At 55.7% G+C, this 19188-nt stretch carries 14 protein-coding genes; 9 read left to right on the forward strand and 5 right to left on the reverse strand.

Annotated features, from left to right (window positions below):
• The first annotated feature begins 21 nt into the window (after positions 1 to 21).
• The 9 genes from EGT74_RS12700 to EGT74_RS12740 all read left to right on the forward strand — a co-directional run bounded on the left by EGT74_RS12700 (position 22) and on the right by EGT74_RS12740 (position 14213).
• On the forward strand, positions 22 to 3174 hold the full coding sequence (locus EGT74_RS12700; RefSeq protein ID WP_123846966.1) for a SusC/RagA family TonB-linked outer membrane protein: 3153 nt from the start codon (positions 22 to 24) through the stop codon (positions 3172 to 3174).
• Positions 3175 to 3192: 18 nt separating this feature from the next.
• A complete protein-coding gene (locus EGT74_RS12705; RefSeq protein WP_123846967.1) occupies positions 3193 to 4713 on the forward strand; it encodes a RagB/SusD family nutrient uptake outer membrane protein in 1521 nt (506 codons plus the stop codon).
• Positions 4714 to 4739: 26 nt separating this feature from the next.
• Complete coding sequence (locus EGT74_RS12710) at positions 4740 to 5657, forward strand: DUF5017 domain-containing protein (RefSeq protein WP_123846968.1); 918 nt, start codon at positions 4740 to 4742, stop codon at positions 5655 to 5657.
• Between the two features lie 20 nt (positions 5658 to 5677).
• Positions 5678 to 7957 carry a hypothetical protein gene (locus EGT74_RS12715; protein WP_123846969.1) on the forward strand — a complete coding sequence of 760 codons (2280 nt, stop codon included), beginning with the start codon at positions 5678 to 5680 and terminating at the stop codon, positions 7955 to 7957.
• Between the two features lie 289 nt (positions 7958 to 8246).
• Positions 8247 to 9587: a Gfo/Idh/MocA family protein gene (locus EGT74_RS12720; protein ID WP_123846970.1), complete on the forward strand. Its 1341-nt coding sequence runs from the start codon at positions 8247 to 8249 to the stop codon at positions 9585 to 9587.
• Positions 9588 to 9592: 5 nt separating this feature from the next.
• Positions 9593 to 10990, forward strand: a complete 1398-nt coding sequence (locus tag EGT74_RS12725; protein ID WP_123846971.1) for a sugar MFS transporter — start codon at positions 9593 to 9595, stop codon at positions 10988 to 10990.
• Complete coding sequence (gene nagA / locus EGT74_RS12730; protein ID WP_123846972.1) at positions 10965 to 12185, forward strand: N-acetylglucosamine-6-phosphate deacetylase; 1221 nt, start codon at positions 10965 to 10967, stop codon at positions 12183 to 12185. The genes EGT74_RS12725 and nagA overlap by 26 nt, the downstream gene beginning before the upstream one ends.
• The gene (locus EGT74_RS12735) at positions 12169 to 12942 is read left to right on the forward strand and encodes a glucosamine-6-phosphate deaminase (RefSeq protein ID WP_123846973.1); all 774 of its coding nucleotides are present in this window, start codon (positions 12169 to 12171) and stop codon (positions 12940 to 12942) included. The genes nagA and EGT74_RS12735 overlap by 17 nt, the downstream gene beginning before the upstream one ends.
• Positions 12939 to 14213, forward strand: coding sequence for a putative oxidoreductase C-terminal domain-containing protein (locus EGT74_RS12740; protein ID WP_123846974.1), 1275 nt, complete (start codon positions 12939 to 12941; stop codon positions 14211 to 14213). The genes EGT74_RS12735 and EGT74_RS12740 overlap by 4 nt, the downstream gene beginning before the upstream one ends.
• 60 nt (positions 14214 to 14273) lie before the next feature.
• Here the strand turns inward: EGT74_RS12740 and EGT74_RS12745 are convergent, their stop codons facing one another.
• From EGT74_RS12745 to EGT74_RS12765, 5 genes are all read right to left on the reverse strand, one after another.
• On the reverse strand, positions 14274 to 15338 hold the full coding sequence (locus tag EGT74_RS12745) for a LacI family DNA-binding transcriptional regulator (protein ID WP_123846975.1): 1065 nt from the start codon (positions 15336 to 15338) through the stop codon (positions 14274 to 14276).
• Between the two features lie 436 nt (positions 15339 to 15774).
• Positions 15775 to 16287: an SRPBCC family protein gene (locus tag EGT74_RS12750; RefSeq protein WP_123846976.1), complete on the reverse strand. Its 513-nt coding sequence runs from the start codon at positions 16285 to 16287 to the stop codon at positions 15775 to 15777.
• Positions 16288 to 16370: 83 nt separating this feature from the next.
• Positions 16371 to 17018, reverse strand: a complete 648-nt coding sequence (locus tag EGT74_RS12755; protein ID WP_123846977.1) for an SGNH/GDSL hydrolase family protein — start codon at positions 17016 to 17018, stop codon at positions 16371 to 16373.
• A 45-nt stretch (positions 17019 to 17063) separates the two neighbouring features.
• Entirely contained in the window at positions 17064 to 18212 is a 1149-nt protein-coding gene (locus EGT74_RS12760) for a hypothetical protein (protein ID WP_123846978.1), read from the reverse strand.
• Positions 18199 to 19182 carry a DUF2157 domain-containing protein gene (locus EGT74_RS12765; RefSeq protein WP_123846979.1) on the reverse strand — a complete coding sequence of 328 codons (984 nt, stop codon included), beginning with the start codon at positions 19180 to 19182 and terminating at the stop codon, positions 18199 to 18201. Before EGT74_RS12765 ends, EGT74_RS12760 begins: the two co-directional genes overlap by 14 nt.
• Positions 19183 to 19188: the final 6 nt, after the last annotated feature.

The following is a 19188-nucleotide window of genomic DNA, read 5'->3' on the forward strand; positions in this document are numbered from 1 at the left end:
TTATCACCAAAATTTCTGATCATGAAATCGGAACGACATTCCTATGCCCGTCCGGGTATCAGATGCTTATTGTTATGGCTCCTGCTCATCCCGGGCATGTCCTATGCCCAGAGCCTCCCCACCGTAAAAGGACTTGTTACGGCAGAAGACAACGGCGCCGCGCTCCCCGGTGTCAGCGTCAAAGTCAACGGCACCAGCCGCGGCGTAATGACCGACAGCACGGGCCGCTTCAGCATAGCGGCCAAACCGGGAGAAGTGCTGGTATTTTCTTTTATCGGCTACCAGCGGAGAAATATCACGCTGGCTGACCAGCGCTCCCTCAACGTATTTCTCAAACCGGCCGCCACGGGCATCGATGAAGTGGTGGTGATCGGTTACGGTACCGTTGCGCGTAAAGATCTCACCGGGGCCGTGGCGAAAGTGAATATGGAAGACATGACCAAAGCGCCGGTGATGTCGTTCGACGAAGCACTGGCCGGCAGGGTGGCCGGGGTGCAAGTTTCATCCGGCGAAGGCCAGCCCGGCTCGCAGATGAACATCGTTATCCGGGGTGCCAATTCCCTCACCCAGAGCAATGCGCCCCTGTATGTGATCGACGGGTTTCCGATCGAAGACCCGGAAAACGCTTCTATCAATCCAGACGACATTGCCTCCATCGACGTACTGAAAGACGCTTCCGCTACCGCTATCTACGGCGCGCGCGGCGCGAACGGCGTGATCGTGATCACCACCAAAAAAGGAAAGACGGGCAAGCCGGTGATCACCTACAGCGGCACCTACGGCGTGCAGAACGTGCTCAAACAGATGGAGCTGATGGACCCTTACGAATTTGTGCAATACCAGTTATCGCGCAACGTGCAGCAGGCCACGGAAACTTACCTCACCAACGGGAAAACGCCCGACTATTATAAAACAGCACCGGGGTACGACTGGCAGGATTATATCTTCCGCACCGCGCCCATGCAAACGCACAACATTTCGCTGCGCGGCGGCAACGGGCAAACGCAGTATTCCATTTCCGGTTCAATGGCCGACCAGGAAGGCATCATCATCAAATCGGGCTTTAAACGCTACCAGGGCCGCGTCACCATCGACCAGACGGTGAACCCGAAACTGAAAGTAGGGGTGAACGTGAATTATAGCAACACTACGCAAACAGGCGCATCTCCTTCCGCCAACGCCTCGCAATCCACCAACTACCTCCTGTTCAGCGTGTGGGGCTACCGCCCGGTGAGCGGTGCGGGCATCGATTTGTCTGAAGACCTCTTCGACCCGAACATCACCGACGCGGCAGACCACCGCATCAATCCGGTGATCAGCACCAAAAACGAACTGCGCCTGCGGGGCATCAAAAACATCATGGCGAATGCCTACGTGGACTACAATATCACCAAAGAACTGTTGCTGAAAGTAACCGGCGGTATCAGCAGCATGACCGGCCGTAGCGACGCTTTCTTCAACAGCCAGACACACAGGGGCACACCGCTGTTCCCCACGAACGTACTGGGCATCAACGGCTCGGTGAGTTATGACGAATTGAATACCTGGGTGAATGAAAACACCCTTTCTTACCGCAAAACCTTTAACAAGGTGCATAAGCTCGATGCGGTGGCGGGTGTTACCATGCAGGGCGGCGCACGCTCCCGGTACGGGTTTGCCGTGCAGCAGATACCGAATGAAGAGCTGGAACTCCATGGCCTCGATGAAGGTATTCCGTACCAGTCGTACGCTTCGGGCGCCAAATATTCGCTTGCTTCATTCCTTGGCCGCGTCAATTATAGCTACAAATCCAAATACCTGCTGACGGCCAGTTTCAGGGCGGATGGCTCTTCCAAGTTTTCTACGCAGAACCGCTGGAGTTATTTTCCGTCCGGTGCGGCGGCCTGGCGTCTGAGCGGGGAAGAATTCATGAAACCGCTCCGTTTTGTGTCCGACGCCAAACTGCGTGTGAGCTATGGTGTAACGGGCAACAACCGGGTAGGGGAGTTCGATTATATGTCTTCGCTCACATTGCCCATCGGCGCATCTTATTCCTTCAACAACGCGAGCCCTTCCAAGGCGGTGATTCCCGGCACCATCGGCAATCCGAACCTGAAATGGGAAAATACCCGGCAGATCGATGCGGGCCTGGACCTCAGTCTCTTTAAAAACCGTGTGGAATTCACGGCCGACGTGTACCGCAAAACCACGTACGATCTGCTGCTGGAAGCGAACGTGCCTTATACCACCGGCTACCAGACCGTGTTCAAAAACATCGGCAGCGTACGCAACGAAGGCCTGGAACTGACGATGGCTGTCGACAACGTGCGCACCAAACATTTTTCGTGGAGCAGCAGCTTCAACATCAGCTTTAACAGGACCCGCGTGATGGAACTGGCGGAAGGGGAGGAAGCGCTGCTGACGCCGATGACATGGGACAGCGGCTATAAAAACGCGCTCTACATCGCACGTCGCGGCCAGTCGACCTCGCTTTTTTACGGTTACATCTGGGACGGGCTTTATACGTACGAAGATTTTGATCAGCCTTCACCCGGTACTTATGTGCTGAAAAAAGACCGGCCGACGAATACGGACACCCGCGAGTTCATCCAGCCAGGACATAACAAATTCAGGGACGTTAACGGCGACGGGGTGACCGATGCCAGCGATATGTCCGTGATCGGCCGCGGCCTGCCCATTCACACCGGTGGTTTCTCCAACAACTTCGGCTACAAAGGTTTCAGCCTGAACGTATTTTTCCAGTGGTCATACGGTAACGACATCATGAACGCCAACCGTCTCATGTTCGAAGAAAACGTAGGCAACCGCAGCAACCTCAACCAGTATAAATCTTATGTGAACCGCTGGAGCCACGAGAACCCTTCCAGCAACATCCCCGTGAGCCGCGGGCAAACGATGTACGGCATTTATTCTTCGAGGGTGGTGGAAGACGGTTCCTATCTCCGTCTGAAAACGCTCCAGCTGGCGTATTCGTTTCCGTCGAAGTATCTGCGGCCCATGAAGATGAGCAGCCTGAGCCTTTCAGTACAGGCGCAGAACCTCATTACCTGGACGAATTATTCCGGCATGGATCCCGAAGTGTCCGTTCGCCACAGCGCGCTCTCGGCTGGCTTCGATTATTCGGCTTACCCGCGCGCACGCACGGTGACGTTCGGGCTGAAAGCAGGTTTTTAACATCAAAATAGCTTTGTTATGATACGCATATATTTTGTTTTACTGGTATTGTGCTGCACGGGCTGTAAAAAGTTCCTTGATACCAATCCCACGGACTTCCTCACGCCTGACCAGTATTTTAATACGGAAGAACAGCTGAAGAACGGGCTCACCGGGGTGTACGACATCCTGGGCAGCAGCGAGCTATACTCCAATAATTTCACCAGCCGCACCGGCACCGAGGCCGACCAGGGTTTTTACGCCCGCAGTACGTTCAATGGCCCCCAGGTATACACCCACACCGCCTCCGACAACCTCGTCACCGGCACGTGGCAAAAGTTGTATGAGGGGATCAGTCGCGCCAACCTCGTACTGGCCAGCATCGACAAACCGAAGATGGGGGATTCCGCCCGCAGCCAGATCAGGGGCGAGGCGCTTTTCCTGCGCTCGTTTTATTACTTCATGCTCGTGAGCAACTGGGGCGATGTGCCGCTGATCCTGCAGCCCGTGAAATCCGCCGCCGGTAATGATATTGCCCGCACTCCGGCGAAGGACGTGTATGAGCAGGTGGTGAAGGATATGAAGGAAGCCGAAACACTGGTGCCCACCATCACCACCATGGGGTACGGCGGCCGGATCACCAAATCCGCCGTGCGCGGCATGCTGGCGCGCGTATACCTGTATTGGGCCGGCAAACCGCTGAACGATGTGAGCAAGTATAACGATGCGCGGGAATGGGCGCTGAAGGTGATCGAATCCGGCGAGCACAAACTGGCCGATGACTATACGCAGGTGTTCATCAACTACGCGCAGGACAAATATGATATCAAGGAAAGCATCTGGGAAGTAGAGTTCTGGGGTAACCGTGTGGGGAATGCCTACACCGAAACCGGCTGGATTGGCTACACCGTAGGCATCGCCACCACTGATACCGAAATCGGGTTCAGTTATGGTTTCATCAATGCCACCGCGCGCCTGTACCGCATGTATGAAAACGGCGACGTGCGCCGCGACTGGGCCATTGCACCGTATAGATATTCCGGCAAAACGAAGGTGAACCACACGGCCGCGCAGCTGTACAACCGCAACGCGGCGAAATGGCGCCGGGAGTATGAAACGCTGCTGCCGAAAGGGCCCAGCTCCACGCCGCAGAACTTCCCCATCCTCCGGTATTCCGACGTGCTGCTGATGTTCGCGGAAGCGGAAAACGCCGTGAACGGGCCAACCGCGGCAGCCATTGCCGCGGCCAACCTTGTGCGCAAAAGAGCGAAAGCGCCCGAGTATACCACGTTCGCTTCCAAAGAAGCGTTCCTCGAGGAACTGCAGGACGAACGGTCGAGGGAATTGTGTTTTGAGGCCCTGCGCAAACCAGATCTCATCCGCTGGGGGATTTTCCTGCCCACCATGCAACAGGTGGCCAACGAAATCCAGAGCGAAGGCGGCACATATGTGTATGCCACCATCGCGTTCCTGAACGTTTCGGAAAAACACCTCCTGTTCCCCGTACCGGCCCGGGAAATGATGCTGAACCGTAAACTGGTGCAGAACCCTGGCTGGTAATTGTGTACTTCATTAAATCTCTTCTTATGAAACGGATGATAATCGGCAGCCTCATCGTTCCCATGATGATCGCCTGCAACAAGGAAATAAAAACGGACGCGCCCGTGCTGGAGGTATCGGTGGAAAAGGCGGATATCAAAGCGGGCGACACAGCAACGTTCAATATCCAGTCGGACGCGAACGTGCTTTCATTCTACTCCGGCGAAGTGTTGAACGATTACGGCTTTCACAACGGCCGTAAAATCGCCATCGACAGTGTGACACTTTCATTCTCCACCTCGCTGAACTACGGTACGCAGAAAGATCAGTTCGCCGTGTTCGCTTCCAGCGATTTCAACGGGCAGTACACGGTGGAAGGCCTGAAAGCCGCCACCTGGCAGAACATCACCACGCTGTACAAACTCGCGCCGGGCAACAGCAATACCGCCATTGCCGCCGGTGTAAAAAAGATATCGCAGCTTGCAGCGCCGGGTAAACCGCTTTATATTGGCTACCGGTTCATCGTCAAACCGCAAACAGCTAATGGTGCATCGAAACTGTGGACGATGTCGGCTTTCAACATGAGCGGCCACACCAAGCTCGGTGTGCAGACGCTGGCCGACCATAAATCCGCCGGTTGGCGAATCATCGCGCAGGGCCAGCACGATCCCGGCCGGGGTGCCGTGATACAGGCGGCGCAGCTGGCGTTTTACGGGAACAACAAGGATTTTATGGAGGAGTATACGGAAGACTGGGTGATCACCAAAGCGGTGAACATGGAAGAGGTGGAACTGGGCCCCGATTGGGGAACAGGCATCAAAACCCTGGCAGACCCGCCTTTGAAAGCGTACCGGTACCGCTTCACCACACCCGGCACTTACACGGTTACCTTCGTAGCCTCCAATGTGAACAGCGACAATGAAAGCAAAACCGTGCGGCAGGTAACCGTGAAGGTTACACCGTAAAGCAATTATAATTCATCAGCATGGACAACAACAACACAGCCTACAGCCGCAGAAAAATGCTGGGTGCACTGGGCCTGACACTGGCCGCCAGCTTTCCGGTACACGCCGCGCCTGCGGCTAAAAAGAGCGGGGAGGGCCCGTTCTATCCCGATGTGGCAACAATGCAGGGCGATAAAAAACTGGAAAAGGGAAACCTGGTGCAAACGGCAGGCTATCACCAGGCCGGCGACGGCGGGGCGGCCGTTTACCAGGTGGCGGAAAAAGGAGAGGTTCCCTTGCAGAACGGCCTTTACGCCGCACTGATGGCCGGCAGCAGTGTGAACTATAAAATGTTCGGCGCGGTATGCGACGGGCAGGCCGATGATGGCGTACAGATCAAGGCGGCGCACCTGTTCGCCAACCTGCATAACATTCCCGTGGTGAACCCCGGCGGGGAGTTCTGGATCAAACAGACCAACGGCATCCCCGTGTTCACCAATGTGCATTGGGGGCAAACGGTTTTTCATTTCGATGAACAATACAATACCAAAGGCGCGGCGCGCTTCGACATCAAAAGCAGGCTACAGCCGCGGAAGGTGGAGGTGGATAAGGACCTGCTGCTGAAAGTATTGAAGCCGGGCGTGCGGATGATTCCCGAACTGGCGCCTTACACCAACTGCCTCGTGTTTGCGGTGGATGAAAAAGACCGCATCGGGCTGCGGGCCGGTGAGCGGTTCGAAGGGCAGTCGTGGGCGCGGGAAGATTTTTTTTACGTGGAAGAGCACGGCCGCATCATCGGCGACCTCGCCTGGGAATTCAAAGACTTCACCAGCCTGATGGCCTACCCCTGCGAACAGGGGTACCTGGTGGTGGAAGGCGGCACATTCCTCTTGTCCGGGAACAGTCCGGGTACCGTGAACGGCACCAAATACGAAGGGTACTGGCGTTGCGGTATTTCCATTACCCGCAGCCGCACCATCATCCGCGAGCAATGGGTGGGCCTGGAGAAAGGCGCGGTAGATACCGCGATGAATCCCCGGAACGGTTTTTATGCCCTTTCCCGCGTATATGACGTGGCGCTCGAAGACATCCGGCTGATCCCCTGGGAGCAGGACCGCGAAGGGAAAGACCGTGATGTGCCGGCCGGTACGTACGGGCTTACCTGCAACCGCACACTGAACGCCCGCTTCTGCCGGGTAACGGCGCAGGGCGGACCGGTGCACTGGGGCGTGTTCGGCACCAATCTCAACAAACAGTTCATCATCGACAGCTGCAGCCTCAACCGCATCGACGTGCATTTCCACTGCTGGCATTTATACATCAAGGATTCGCAGATCGGGTACCGCGGCATCACCGTTACCGGTGGCGGCGATCTGTTCGTGGAAAATACCACCGTATGGTCGAGGAACTTCATTTCCTTCCGCCGCGACTTCGGTGCGAAGTGGGACGGCGCGATCTATATCCGCAACTGCCGTTACATGCCCGCCGGGTTGGGCGACACTGCCGTACTGGAATTTGTGCCCGCGGATTTCACCTACAATTATCCCGTGGGCTATGGCAGGACCATCCGGGTGGAAGCACTCACGGTGGACTACAGCGCACTGCCCGCATCTACCGGTACTTGCTGGCTGATGCGCACGGCACCATTCTCTAAAATGAAAAGTGGCGAGCGCCTCTTTTTCCCGCATGCCGTTTCGTTTAAGGACGTGGTGGTGGAAGGGCGCAGCAAAGGCGTACGCCTGGTGGAAATTCCTGTCCCGCAGGATTACCGGCAGCCGATGAAAGGCGGAGCGGACACGCCGAACGCGTCGTTCGTATTCGAGAACATCCGGCTGGAGGGCGAGGGGGCGCGGCATTTTCTGCTGAATGCAGATGCATCCCGGCCATATACCGATGAATATGCCCTGTATCCCGAAATACGTATCGTGAATTGTCATCAGTTTTCCGCCTCGCTGGCGGGCGGGGCAAGCCTCCGCATCGAGCGCAGCGAAACGGGCGCGTTGCAGACGGCACTCGAGGGGGAACTGAGTTTGTCGGATTGCCGGCTGAAACCCGTAGTGAAGGGGAGTGCGCCGTTGTACCGGTTAGCCGCGTCATCCGGCGTCAGCTTTACCAATTGCACCGTGCACGCCCCTGTGGTGGACGGTGTGGTGAAACCCGCAATGGTGAATGAATATGGCTTCATCAAACTGAATAAAACCCTGCGCTTCAATCACCTGAACACGAGGATGGGGCAGGAGGTGCTCAAAGAAGTGAAACTGCTGCCAGCGTTCGTGCGCATGCTGCAGGGGCATCACGAGCTGGAGCCGGAGAATCTGTAGCATGTGATCCGCACGGATGTTGCAGCTGATGTCTCAAAGGGGATGTTACAATGCCGGACGGATAGGGAAGGTTATTCCGCCGCCGGACTGATATACGCCAAGGCAACAGTGGGTGGGCCACCTGCCATCAGCGGGGCGGCCCGTCCTTCCTCAGTACCGTAAACGTTGCCGGTAAAATCCCGCCCGTAATTGTAAAAATCTCCCAAAAAGTTTTAAATTCTAACTTTAAATAGTACTTTCGGGTACGTACCCGAAAAACATCAATTTTCAACCAAACCACGAAGTAATCATGGAAAAGTCCCGCAGAGCGTTTTTGAAGAACACGATCAAAGGATCGGCGGCATTGATGGCAGGAAGCATGCTGCCCGGCATCAGCGCCAAAAGCTATGCCCGCATCATCGGCGCCAACGAGCGCATTAAAATAGGCATGATGGGCGTAAATGCCCGCGGGCTTGCCCTGGCCGGCAACTATGCCCGCCAGCCCAACTGCGAAATTATTTCCGTGTCGGATGTAGACAGCCGCGCGGCGGAAAAATGTATAACTCAGGTGAAAGGCATTCAGAATTCGGAGCCCAAAGCCGTGCCCGATTTCAGGAAAGCGCTGGAAAATAAGGCGCTCGACGGGCTTGTTATAGCCGCTCCCGACCACTGGCACGCCCCGGCGGCCATCCTGGCGGCCAAGGCTGGTAAACACGTGTACCTCGAAAAACCCGCCAGTCATAATCCCCATGAAGGAGAGCTGCTCGTGGCGGCACAGAAGAAATACAAAACTGTGATCCAGATGGGCAACCAGCGCCGTTCCTGGCCGAACGTGATCGCTGCCATCGAAGAGATCAAAAACGGGGCGATCGGCCGCGTTTATTTCGGCAAGGGATGGTACACCAACAACCGTGAATCCATCGGCACCGGCAAACAGACGGCCGTGCCCTCCTGGCTTAATTACGACCTCTGGCAGGGCCCTGCGCCGCGCCGGCCTTATAAAGACAATCTGATCCACTACAACTGGCACTGGTTCTGGAACTGGGGCACCGGTGAAGCGCTCAACAACGGCACCCACATGGTGGACCTGCTGCGCTGGGGCCTGGATGTGGATTATCCCACTTTCGTGACCTCTTCCGGCGGCCGCTACCGTTACCAGGACGATTGGGAAACCCCCGATACGCAGGTGATCACGATGGAGTTCGGCAATAAATGCAGCATCGCCTGGGAAGGCCGCAGCTGCAACGGCAAACCCATCGAAGGCAACACCGCCGGCGTAATCTTCTATGGAGAGAATGGCTCGCTGGTGATCGACGGCAACGCTTACACGATCTTCGACCTGAAAAACAAGGTGGTGAAAGACGTGAAGAACACCAAAGCCATCGACGCGCGCAATCTCACCAATCCGGCGGCCGACCTGGATGCGCTGCATATCCAGAACTTCTTCGACGGGATCAAAAACGGTGCGAAGCTCAATGCGGACATTCTCGGCGGGCATAAGAGCACGCTGCTCTGCCAGCTGGGCAACATCGCCCTGCGCTCCGGCTCCGCCCTGAACATCGACCCATCCAACGGTCATATCAAAAACAACGCGGCCGCACAGAAATTCTGGACAAGAGATTACCAGCCGGGCTGGGAACCGAAAATATAATCAAGATGGGAAATAAACCTTCGGTGGTGGAAGTGGGCTCCATGAGCAAACGGGACACCCGCATATCTATCTTTATCATCGGGCTGCTGTTTTTTATTTTCGGGTTCGTAACCTGGGTAAATGCCATCCTGATCCCGTATTTCAAAATCGCCTGCGAGCTGACTAACCTGCAATCCTATTTTGTAGCGTTCGCGTTTTATATTTCTTACTTCATCATGTCGGTGCCCTCGTCGTACCTGCTCAAGGCCGTCGGCTTCAAAAAAGGCATGATGGTGGGGTTCTGGGCTATGGCTGTGGGCGCGTTCATCTTCATCCCGGCTGCGCTCACCCGCACTTATGAAGTGTTCCTGCTGGGGCTCTTCACCATCGGTTTAGGGCTGGCCGTGCTGCAAACCGCCGCCAATCCCTACATCACGATACTCGGGCCGAAAGAAAGCGCGGCGCAGCGCATCAGCATCATGGGCATCTGCAACAAAGGCGCGGGCATCATCGCTCCCCTGATCTTTGCGGCCGTGATCCTGCGGCCTACCGACACCGACCTGTTCAAGCAGCTGGCCGACATGGATGCCATCCAGCGGGCCGCCGCGCTCGACGAGCTGATACGCCGCGTGATCGTGCCGTATTCGGTGGTGGGCTCGGTATTGTTCCTGCTCGGGTTGATGGTGCGTTATTCGCCCCTCCCCGAAATCAACACCGAAAGTGAAAGCAGCGAAGTGGCCGCGGCCAATGCCGGTAAAAAAAGCATCTTCGAATTCCCCCACCTCATCCTCGGCGCGCTGGCGATTTTCCTGCACGTAGGCACGCAGGTGGTGGCCATCGATACCATCATCCCGTACGCCACGGATTATATGAAAGTGCCGCTGCTGGAAGCAAAAACGTTTCCATCCTACACCCTGGCGGCTACGATCTTCGGCTATTGCATGGGCATCCTGCTCATCCCGCGCTTCATCAAACAGGTAAACGCCCTGCGTTTCTGTACACTGCTCGGCGCGGTGCTGGTAGTGTGCATTACCACGCTGAAAGGACAGGTGACTCTGCTGGGGCATACCACCGACGTATCGATCTGGTTCGTGGTGCTGCTGGGCCTCGCCAATTCACTCGTATGGGCGGGCATCTGGCCGCTGGCGCTCGAAGGGCTCGGCCGGTTCACCAAACTGGGCGCTTCCATCATGATCATGGGCCTTTGCGGCAACGCCATCCTGCCCCTGGTATACGGTTATTTCGCAGACATTTACAGCCTGAGGGGGGCCTATTGGGTATTGTTCCCCTGCTACGGCTATCTCATATTTTATGCGTTTTACGGCCACCTCATCAGGCGGTGGTCGGTTTCATTTTCAACATCTAACCCCATTCAATTAAAATCGGAAGTGCAGCAATATGGAGTTTCGCAAGATAAAAATTAGCAACGGCCAGGTCATCACCCCTTACCGCATTATTCCCGGAGGAACGGTGCTGATAGAGGGAGGGAAAATACTGGCGGTGAGTGAGTACGACATTCCGGTAAGCGACGCACAGGAAATCGATGCGCGGGGCCAGTACGTGGCGCCGGGCTTTATAGATCTGCACATTCACGGCGGCGGCGGCAGCGACTTTATGGACGGCGATGTGGAGGCCTTCCTCTCCGTGGCGGAAAAACACGTGCAATACGGCACCACTTCCATGGTGCCTACCACGCTGAGCAGCGACACGGCCAGCCTGCTGGATGCGGTGCGGCTGTACGACAAAGCGCATGCCCGCAACACGCGTGGTTCGGAGTTCCTGGGCATTCATCTCGAAGGACCCTATTTCGCCATGAACCAGCGCGGCGCGCAGGATCCGCGATATATCCGCAATCCCGATCCGGCAGAATACAAAGCCGTACTGGAATCTACCCGTTCGGTGGTGCGCTGGAGCGCGGCGCCGGAACTGCCGGGCTCGCTCGAGTTCGGGCGGTACCTCACCGGCAGGGGCATCCTGGCCGCCATTGCACATACCGACGCCATTTACGAAGAAGTGCTCGAAGCGCTGGAATGCGGCTATACCCATGCCACGCATTTGTATTCCGCCATGTCGGGCGTTACGCGCAAGAACGCTTTCCGCTACGCCGGCGCCATTGAAAGTGCTTTCCTGCTCGATGAAATGACGGTGGAAATCATCGCCGACGGCATTCACCTGCCGCCGCCGTTGCTGAAGCTGGTCTATAAAATCAAAGGCGCGGATAAAACCGCCCTCATCACCGACGCGATGCGCGCGGCCGGCATGCCGCCGGGAGAAAGCATCCTCGGCGCACTGCACAACGGCCTCAAAGTGATCGTGGAAGACAATGTAGCCAAACTGCCCGACCGCAGCTCTTTTGCCGGCAGCGTGGCCACGGCCGACCTGCTGGTCCGCAACATGGTGCAACTGGCGGATGTGCCGCTCATCGACGCGGTGAAAATGATCACCAGCACCCCGGCCGCCATCATGAACGTGGCCGACCGCAAAGGATCGCTGGCCGCGGGTAAAGATGCGGACATCGTAATATTCGACGCAGACATCAACATGGACATGGTGATAGTAGGCGGCCGCCTGCTGTACCGAGCCCAACATCAAAAACAATTACATGAAGCAGGTAGATAATTTACAGGTTCACCTTTATGAAACGAGGCAGCAGATGGGTGAGGCCGCGGCAGCTATGGCGGCCGACCGCATCCGGTTGCTGCTGCAGGAAAAAGAAACGCTGAACATCGTGTTCGCCGCAGCGCCTTCACAGCAGGAATTCCTCGAAGCGCTCGCCGCAGACGCAAGCATCGAATGGGAACGCATCAATGCCTTCCATATGGATGAGTACATTGGCCTGGAAGCGACCGCCCCGCAGGGTTTCGGCAATTTCCTGAGAGAGCGCATCTTCTCGAAAGTACCCTTCCGCAGCGTGCATTACCTCAACGGCAACGCGCCGGACATTCAGCAGGAATGCGAACGCTACGCTACACTGCTCCGCAAGGGCGTCGACATCGTGAACATGGGCATCGGGGAGAATACCCACATCGCCTTCAACGACCCGCATGTGGCGGATTTCTCCGATCCGCAGCTGGTAAAAGTGGTGGACCTCGATTACGCCTGCCGCCAGCAGCAGGTGAACGACGGCTGTTTTGAGACTTTCGCACAGGTGCCCACGCACGCGCTCACGCTTACCGTGCCCGCGCTCATGCAGGCTTCATACGTGTTCTGCATGGTGCCCGGCCCCAACAAGGCCGCGGCCGTGAAACATACGCTGTTCGACGGCATCAGCGAAAAATATCCTTCCACGGTATTACGCCGCCACCCCCGTGCGGTGCTATTCGTGGATAAAGACAGTGCCGCCCAATCTTTCGACCGACTTGCGCTATTATCATGAAACAACTTTCTTTACTGGCATTTGCGGCAATCATGGCATGTTCTCCCGCACAACCACCCGCACAGCGGCTCATCGCCCTCGACCCCGGCCACTTTCACGCCTCGCTGGTGATGCAGAGCATGTACCCGGGAATCGACAGCAATGCGCTCGTATTTGCACCGGATGGCCTGGAGGTGAAACAATACCTCGCCACGGTGGACAAATACAACCAGCGGGCCGTAGCGCCCACGCACTGGCAAACCACGGTACATACCGGCCCCGATTACCTGGAAAAAATGGTACAGCAGCCAGCCGGCAGCATCGTGATCATCGCCGGCAACAACCGCCTGAAATCATCGTATATCCGCAGCAGCGTCCGCGCCGGCATGCATGTGCTGAGCGATAAACCCATGGCCATCGACGCGGCCGGTTTCGATTCGCTGAAAGCTGCTTTCGAAGAAGCTGCCGCCCAAAAAGTGCAGCTGTACGATATGATGACGGAACGGTATGAGATCCTTTCCATTTTACAGAAAGAACTGATCCATACGCCGGCCCTATTCGGCGAGCTGGAGAAAGGCACGCCGGAAAATCCCGCCGTGATCAGGGAAAGCGTGCATCACTTCAAAAAGCAGGTGGCCGGCAAACCTTTGATCAGGCCCGCCTGGTACATGGACGTGAATCAGCAGGGCGAAGGCATCGTGGATGTGACCACCCACCTGGTAGACCTGGTGCAATGGGCCTGTTTCCCGGAACAGGCGCTGGATTATAAAAAAGATATCGTGATCGATTCCGCCCGCCGCTGGCCTACCGCGATGACAGGCAAACAGTTCGCGGATGTGACCGGTACGCCGTACGAACCGGCGGATACCGTGTTCCAGATTTATGCGAACGGTTCCTTCAATTACCGCCTGCGCGGCATCAATGCCCGCGTTTCCGTAACCTGGGCGTATGAAGGGGGAGGAGACACGCATTATGCCCTCACGCGCGGCACCAAAGCCAGCGTACTGGCGCAAAACGGCGAACTTTTCCTGCTCACGCCCGATGCGGACAGCTCCGCGCTGCAGCCCCTGCTGCAAAAATACCCCGGCGTGTCGCTGGAGCGTACCACCGAAGGCTGGCGCATCGTCATTCCGGATTCCTATAAAAAAGGCCACGAAGCTTCATTCGCGAAGGTGATGGCGGCTTTCCTGCAATACGTCAGGGAAGGGAAGCAGCCGGACTGGGAAGTGCCGAACACACTGGCGAAGTACTTTACGACCACCGAGGCCCTGAAGCGGGCCAGGCAACAATAAAAGAAAAGGGCTTACAGTAATTGTAAGCCCTTTTTTATGCGAAGATGTCGGCAGGCAACCTCAGTTCCTGTAAAACTCGTAATTCTCTTTCGTGATGATATCGATCGGCATGAACGATACTTTCTCCACCGGCGCGGAATGTACCAGGTGCTGGTACAACGCCATGATGCCTTTATAGCCTTGTTCCTGCGGTTTCTGGCAGATCAGGAAGTCGATCACGCCCTTTTTCAGGTAAGCGATGTTTTCTTTCAGAAAGTCGTAGCCCACAAGCAGGTAATCATCCGCACGGCCCGTTGTTTCAAGGTAGTGCGCCACGTTCGACACGCGGGAGTTGGTCACAAAAATGGCTTTCACATTCGTGTTCTCAGCGAGGGTTTCGGCCACTTTCTTTTCCACGGCGCGGTCGTTGGTCTGCCGGATGTCTATTTTCAGGATCCGTTTATCGTTGTTGGCAAAATACGCCCGGAAACCTTCTTCCTTCCGTAGAAGATGGTGGTGGTTCTCGATCTCGTGCGATACGTTCACGATCAGTATTTTGTCTTTCGGCTGGATGCAGTATTTCATCAGGTGCGCGCTCAGGTAGCCGCTGTGGAAAAGGTCGGGGCCGATGTAGCACAGGCTTTCCTGGTTGGGAATGTCCGAGTTGATGAATACGTAAGGGATGTTCTTTTCCTTGAGCTGGTTAGTAAAAGTGATGGATTCCTCGATGAACGAAGGCGCCATCAGGATGCCGTCTACCTTGCTTTTGAGAATGGCCTTCGATTGTTTGACAAACGAGGCCTTGCTGTTCATATCGAAAAGATAACGGTCTATTTTGATGCCGAACTGCCTGATTTCTTCTTCGGCTTGCTGGATGCCCGCCAGCGGGGCTTCCCAGAAGGCGGTTTCGCCGGACACGGCCGGTATCAGGATGGCGAAGTTGAGAATCTTGCGGGAGGCCAGCCGCCTGGCCAGGATATTGGGCTGATAATTCAGTTCCTGTATGATGCGCTCGATCTTGATCTTGGTTTTGGGAGAAACGCCTGCCCTGTTATGAATCACCCTGTCTACCGTGGCAATGGACACTTTGGCCCGCCTTGCGATCTCTTTCACACCGGCGTTGGGTTCCTGTTGATTCGATTTCATCTGTTTATAATTGATTATTCAATGGCCAGATGGAACCCGCATGAGCGTTCCCTCGCGGGAAAATATGGCGCATACGCGGTTTCATAGCTGATTTTGGATAAAGTTAATATATCCTTTCACGTTGTAATAACGGCTATCCTGCATCCGTCGCCCCACGGGGACGCTCCCTGCCTGAAGAGGCCATTATCCATTTCCTGCCCAAATATATTGCATAAAATCAAATCATGATAGGAATAAGGCAGTATACCGCAAGAACGGGCGAGAAAAACGCGTGATCACGTGTACGTACCCGAAAATACGCCAAAGATTTAACCATTCCAAGCTGTTGACCAGTAAAAGAGATGTACAGTATAGGATAGGCGGAGGGACGACCTCCTGCATGATGGTTATCCGGCGGATGTCGACCGGGCCTCATGCCACCGCGCTTTTCTCGCGTTCAGGAGGTTTTCCGGGTTTGGCTGCGGGGAACCTGCTCCGTGTACTTCGCCAGGTTGTGCAGGGAAGAAGTCATGCCTTCATAGTGTTCGTGGGGTTTGATGCCTTCCGGTACATCTTCGGCGATAAAGGTCACCTTCGTGCCGCCGGGCACGGCTTTGAGCAGGGTAGTCATCGTCATGGTGCCGGAAAACGCAGGGTCATCGGACTCGAAATCCACCGCTTCCACGATCTGCTCGTTCGGTTTCAACTCCACGAACCTCCCTTCGAACACGTCCTCATGTGCCGATGTTTTGCCCTGCACACCGTGTTCATCCCTGTCATAGATGAAAGCCATGCGGTAGCTGCCGCCTTCATGGGGGTCGAAGGCGTATACCTTGCAGGTCATGCCTTCGGGCGGGCGCCAGGCAGCAAGGGCCTCAGGATTCAGGAATGCCTGGTAAATCACTTCAGGACTTGCCTTGATCAGCCCGGAAACGGTATCGATCCTTTTGGGGCGGGTGGTGTTTGTCATGGTGTATGACCTCCTTTGGGTTTTTTTGCACAAAAAACGGGCCGCCTGTGGGCAGCCCGTTCCTTTGCAGCATTAACGCTGTATTATATTTTTTCGATGATGCTGCTCAGCGATTTCGCTACCAGCGCATTACCGGCTTTGTTGAGATGCACGCGGTCGGTAGTGAGGATGCCTTTTTCCGCATTGTCTTTGTTATACTCGATGTTATAATCGAGGAACAATTTCCGCAGGTCGCACAGCGGCAGCCCGGTTTCCTGGGCTATTTTGCGGATGCTGTTGCTGAACTTGCCGAGGTCGGCGTCCTGCTCGTTGTCGCCGTCTTTTTTCTCGCCGATCACCGCCGGGGTGCAGAGCACCACTTTCGCGCCATTGTCCTGTATCTTTTTGATCAGCGCTTTATAGAAACCTTCGAACTTGGGCAGGTCGGTGCCAGTGCCGTGCGTGGTTTTGTGCCATACGTCGTTCACGCCGATGTAGATCACCACGATGTCGGGTTTCTTGCTCAGCACATCGTTTTCCATGCGCAGGTACAGGTCGTATACCTTGTTGCCGCCGATGCCGGCGCCAATGAGCTCATAATCAGGTAGCAGGGTTTTCATCTGGGTGATGTAGCCTTCCGGCCCAACGCCGGCCTGGGTAATGGAATCGCCGAAGAAGATCACTTTTTTCTTTTTCGGAAGAGTGGCGGAGAGCAGGAAAACTGCGCTCAATACGAGAAGTAAACGTGGCATGTGTTTCAGGATTTAATGCTTAAAAATAGCAAAATATACCGCATATCAAAAATCCCCGCCGGCGCCGCCGCCCCTGGTGGAGCCGCCTCCGAACTCAAACTGGTCGGGCTGTTGCGGTACTTCCTTGAACGTCTGTGCGATCACCAGCGACTCGGCTATCTGGAGGCCTTTCAGCGTTTCCGCCTCGTGCTGTTCTTCGTTTGTGAAACCATGCCGCGGCGTTTTCAGGTATTGTATCAGCGCATAAGCCAGCAATATCATCATAGCGCCGCCGAGCGCCATCGCGGTTTCGAGCGGCATCACGCTGTGGTAGTACCGGATGGTGAACACGATGAACGCGATCAGCAGCAGGCCGGTGCGCAGCAGTATTTTATCTTTTTTCCGGATCCCGCCGTAGATGTATACGAGAGGGACCAGGATGGTGAGCAGCCAGAACAGCCAGCCTGCCGCCATCTGGAAATCATGGCCATGCAGTTCCTGGCCGGTTTCCCGCACCACGAAATAGTTGCCGGCCACGTAGAACATCAGCAGCGCGGCGATCTCGATCAATTGCAGCGTAGGGCCATGATAGGGATGGCCCGCGTATTTGTGCGCGGCGAAATATACCAGCGCACTGACGGCCATATAAATGAAAGGCAGCACGGCCGGCCCGTTCCACGACAATGCAAAGAACAGCGCTCCCATCAGCGCTCCAAATGCCGCCAGCCCCATCAGCATGTTCAGGAACCGGATGGCGAAGAACGCGCCCAGCGCAAAAATGATCAGGCAGAAAGTAATGGAATCCGGATCCAGCTCCCAGAGCAGGGTACAGCCGGAAAGAATGAGCACCGCGGCCGACCAGGCCAACCCATCGTCTACCCCGGAACGGTAATGATGTTTCTCCCGGATAAAAAACTCCAGCGCGCCGTAACAGATCAAACCATAGAAAATCAACACCACCCCGGTAGTGGTTTCACTGGGACTCGAATTGGAAAACATGATCAGTGCAATGAGCCCGAACGTAAACACGGTGATCACCAGCGTCAGCAGCAGCAGCCCGATGCGGATGAAAGGATTGGGCATATACAGCGCGGAAGGATAGGCGGTTTTCACCGTTTCATATTCTTCCCTGGTGACGCATTCTTTTTTGAATGCGGCCATCGCTTCCTCCTGTATGTCCGCATTCCGCAGATCAGCTATATTATATGCTATCATGTTTTTTCAGCTTTTTGTTGAGCACAATGAGCAGCCGCGCCATGGCGATGCCCGATCCGATAAAATAAAACAGCAGCATGTAAAAACCGCCGAGGTCACGGAAGCTGGCATCGATGCCGCGTATCACCACGTAGCTCAGGCCGGTATACGCATACAGCACCACGATCACCACGAAATAAAACGATCGGGCCTGCATGGCGGTGTAATAGATGCCGGCACAGCAGGCACCCAGCACGATGAACCACAACATGAAGTCGGGCAGCACAAACATGGCCGACAGGCAGGCGATCAGCAGGATGTGGGTGCCGAAGTTATGGTAGGCGAAGGAGAAGTGTTGCTTGAAATCCTTCGCCGTACTGAGTATGCCCGCCACGATCAGCACGACCCCTATCGCGAGCCCGGTATAAATGATGCGGTCGCTGCTGAAATCGTTCCTGCTTAGTATCTCGAAGGGGGTGATGGCAATCCCCGCCCAGGCGGCGAAGTTGGTGATGGCCATGCTCAGCACGCCGAGGTGATCGAAATAATAGGCGCTGAAAAACAGCACCAGCATGGGAATAAATGTCGCGGACCCATACCGGGTGCCGAACACATTGTATTGCGCCTGCAGATAAGTAATGAAGGTGATGAACAGCAGGCAGCCGAGCAGCACGGTGTAATCGGCAAAGGCGTTGGCCGCGGGTACTTTCTGCCTCGAAAACGGCAGCTTGTGGCGGTTCGAATAATAAAAACAGCCGGCGCACAGCACGGCAATCAGCGCCAGGATAGCCTGGTGGCCGATGGTGTCGATGTTTTTATAGATCAGGATGCCCAGGCCTCCGCTCAATAACAGCACGCCGAGATAGAGGATGGTCTTGAGCTCCCAGTGCACGGAGAAAAGCGTGCTGGCGGTAACGGCCCTGATTTTTTCCATGGAAGAGGGAGACAGCCGGTCTTCTTCGGCCAGCTTTTCGAAAAGTTGTCGGTTCATGCAGTG

The sequence above is a fragment of the Chitinophaga lutea genome, assembly GCF_003813775.1.
Taxonomy (GTDB): domain Bacteria; phylum Bacteroidota; class Bacteroidia; order Chitinophagales; family Chitinophagaceae; genus Chitinophaga; species Chitinophaga lutea.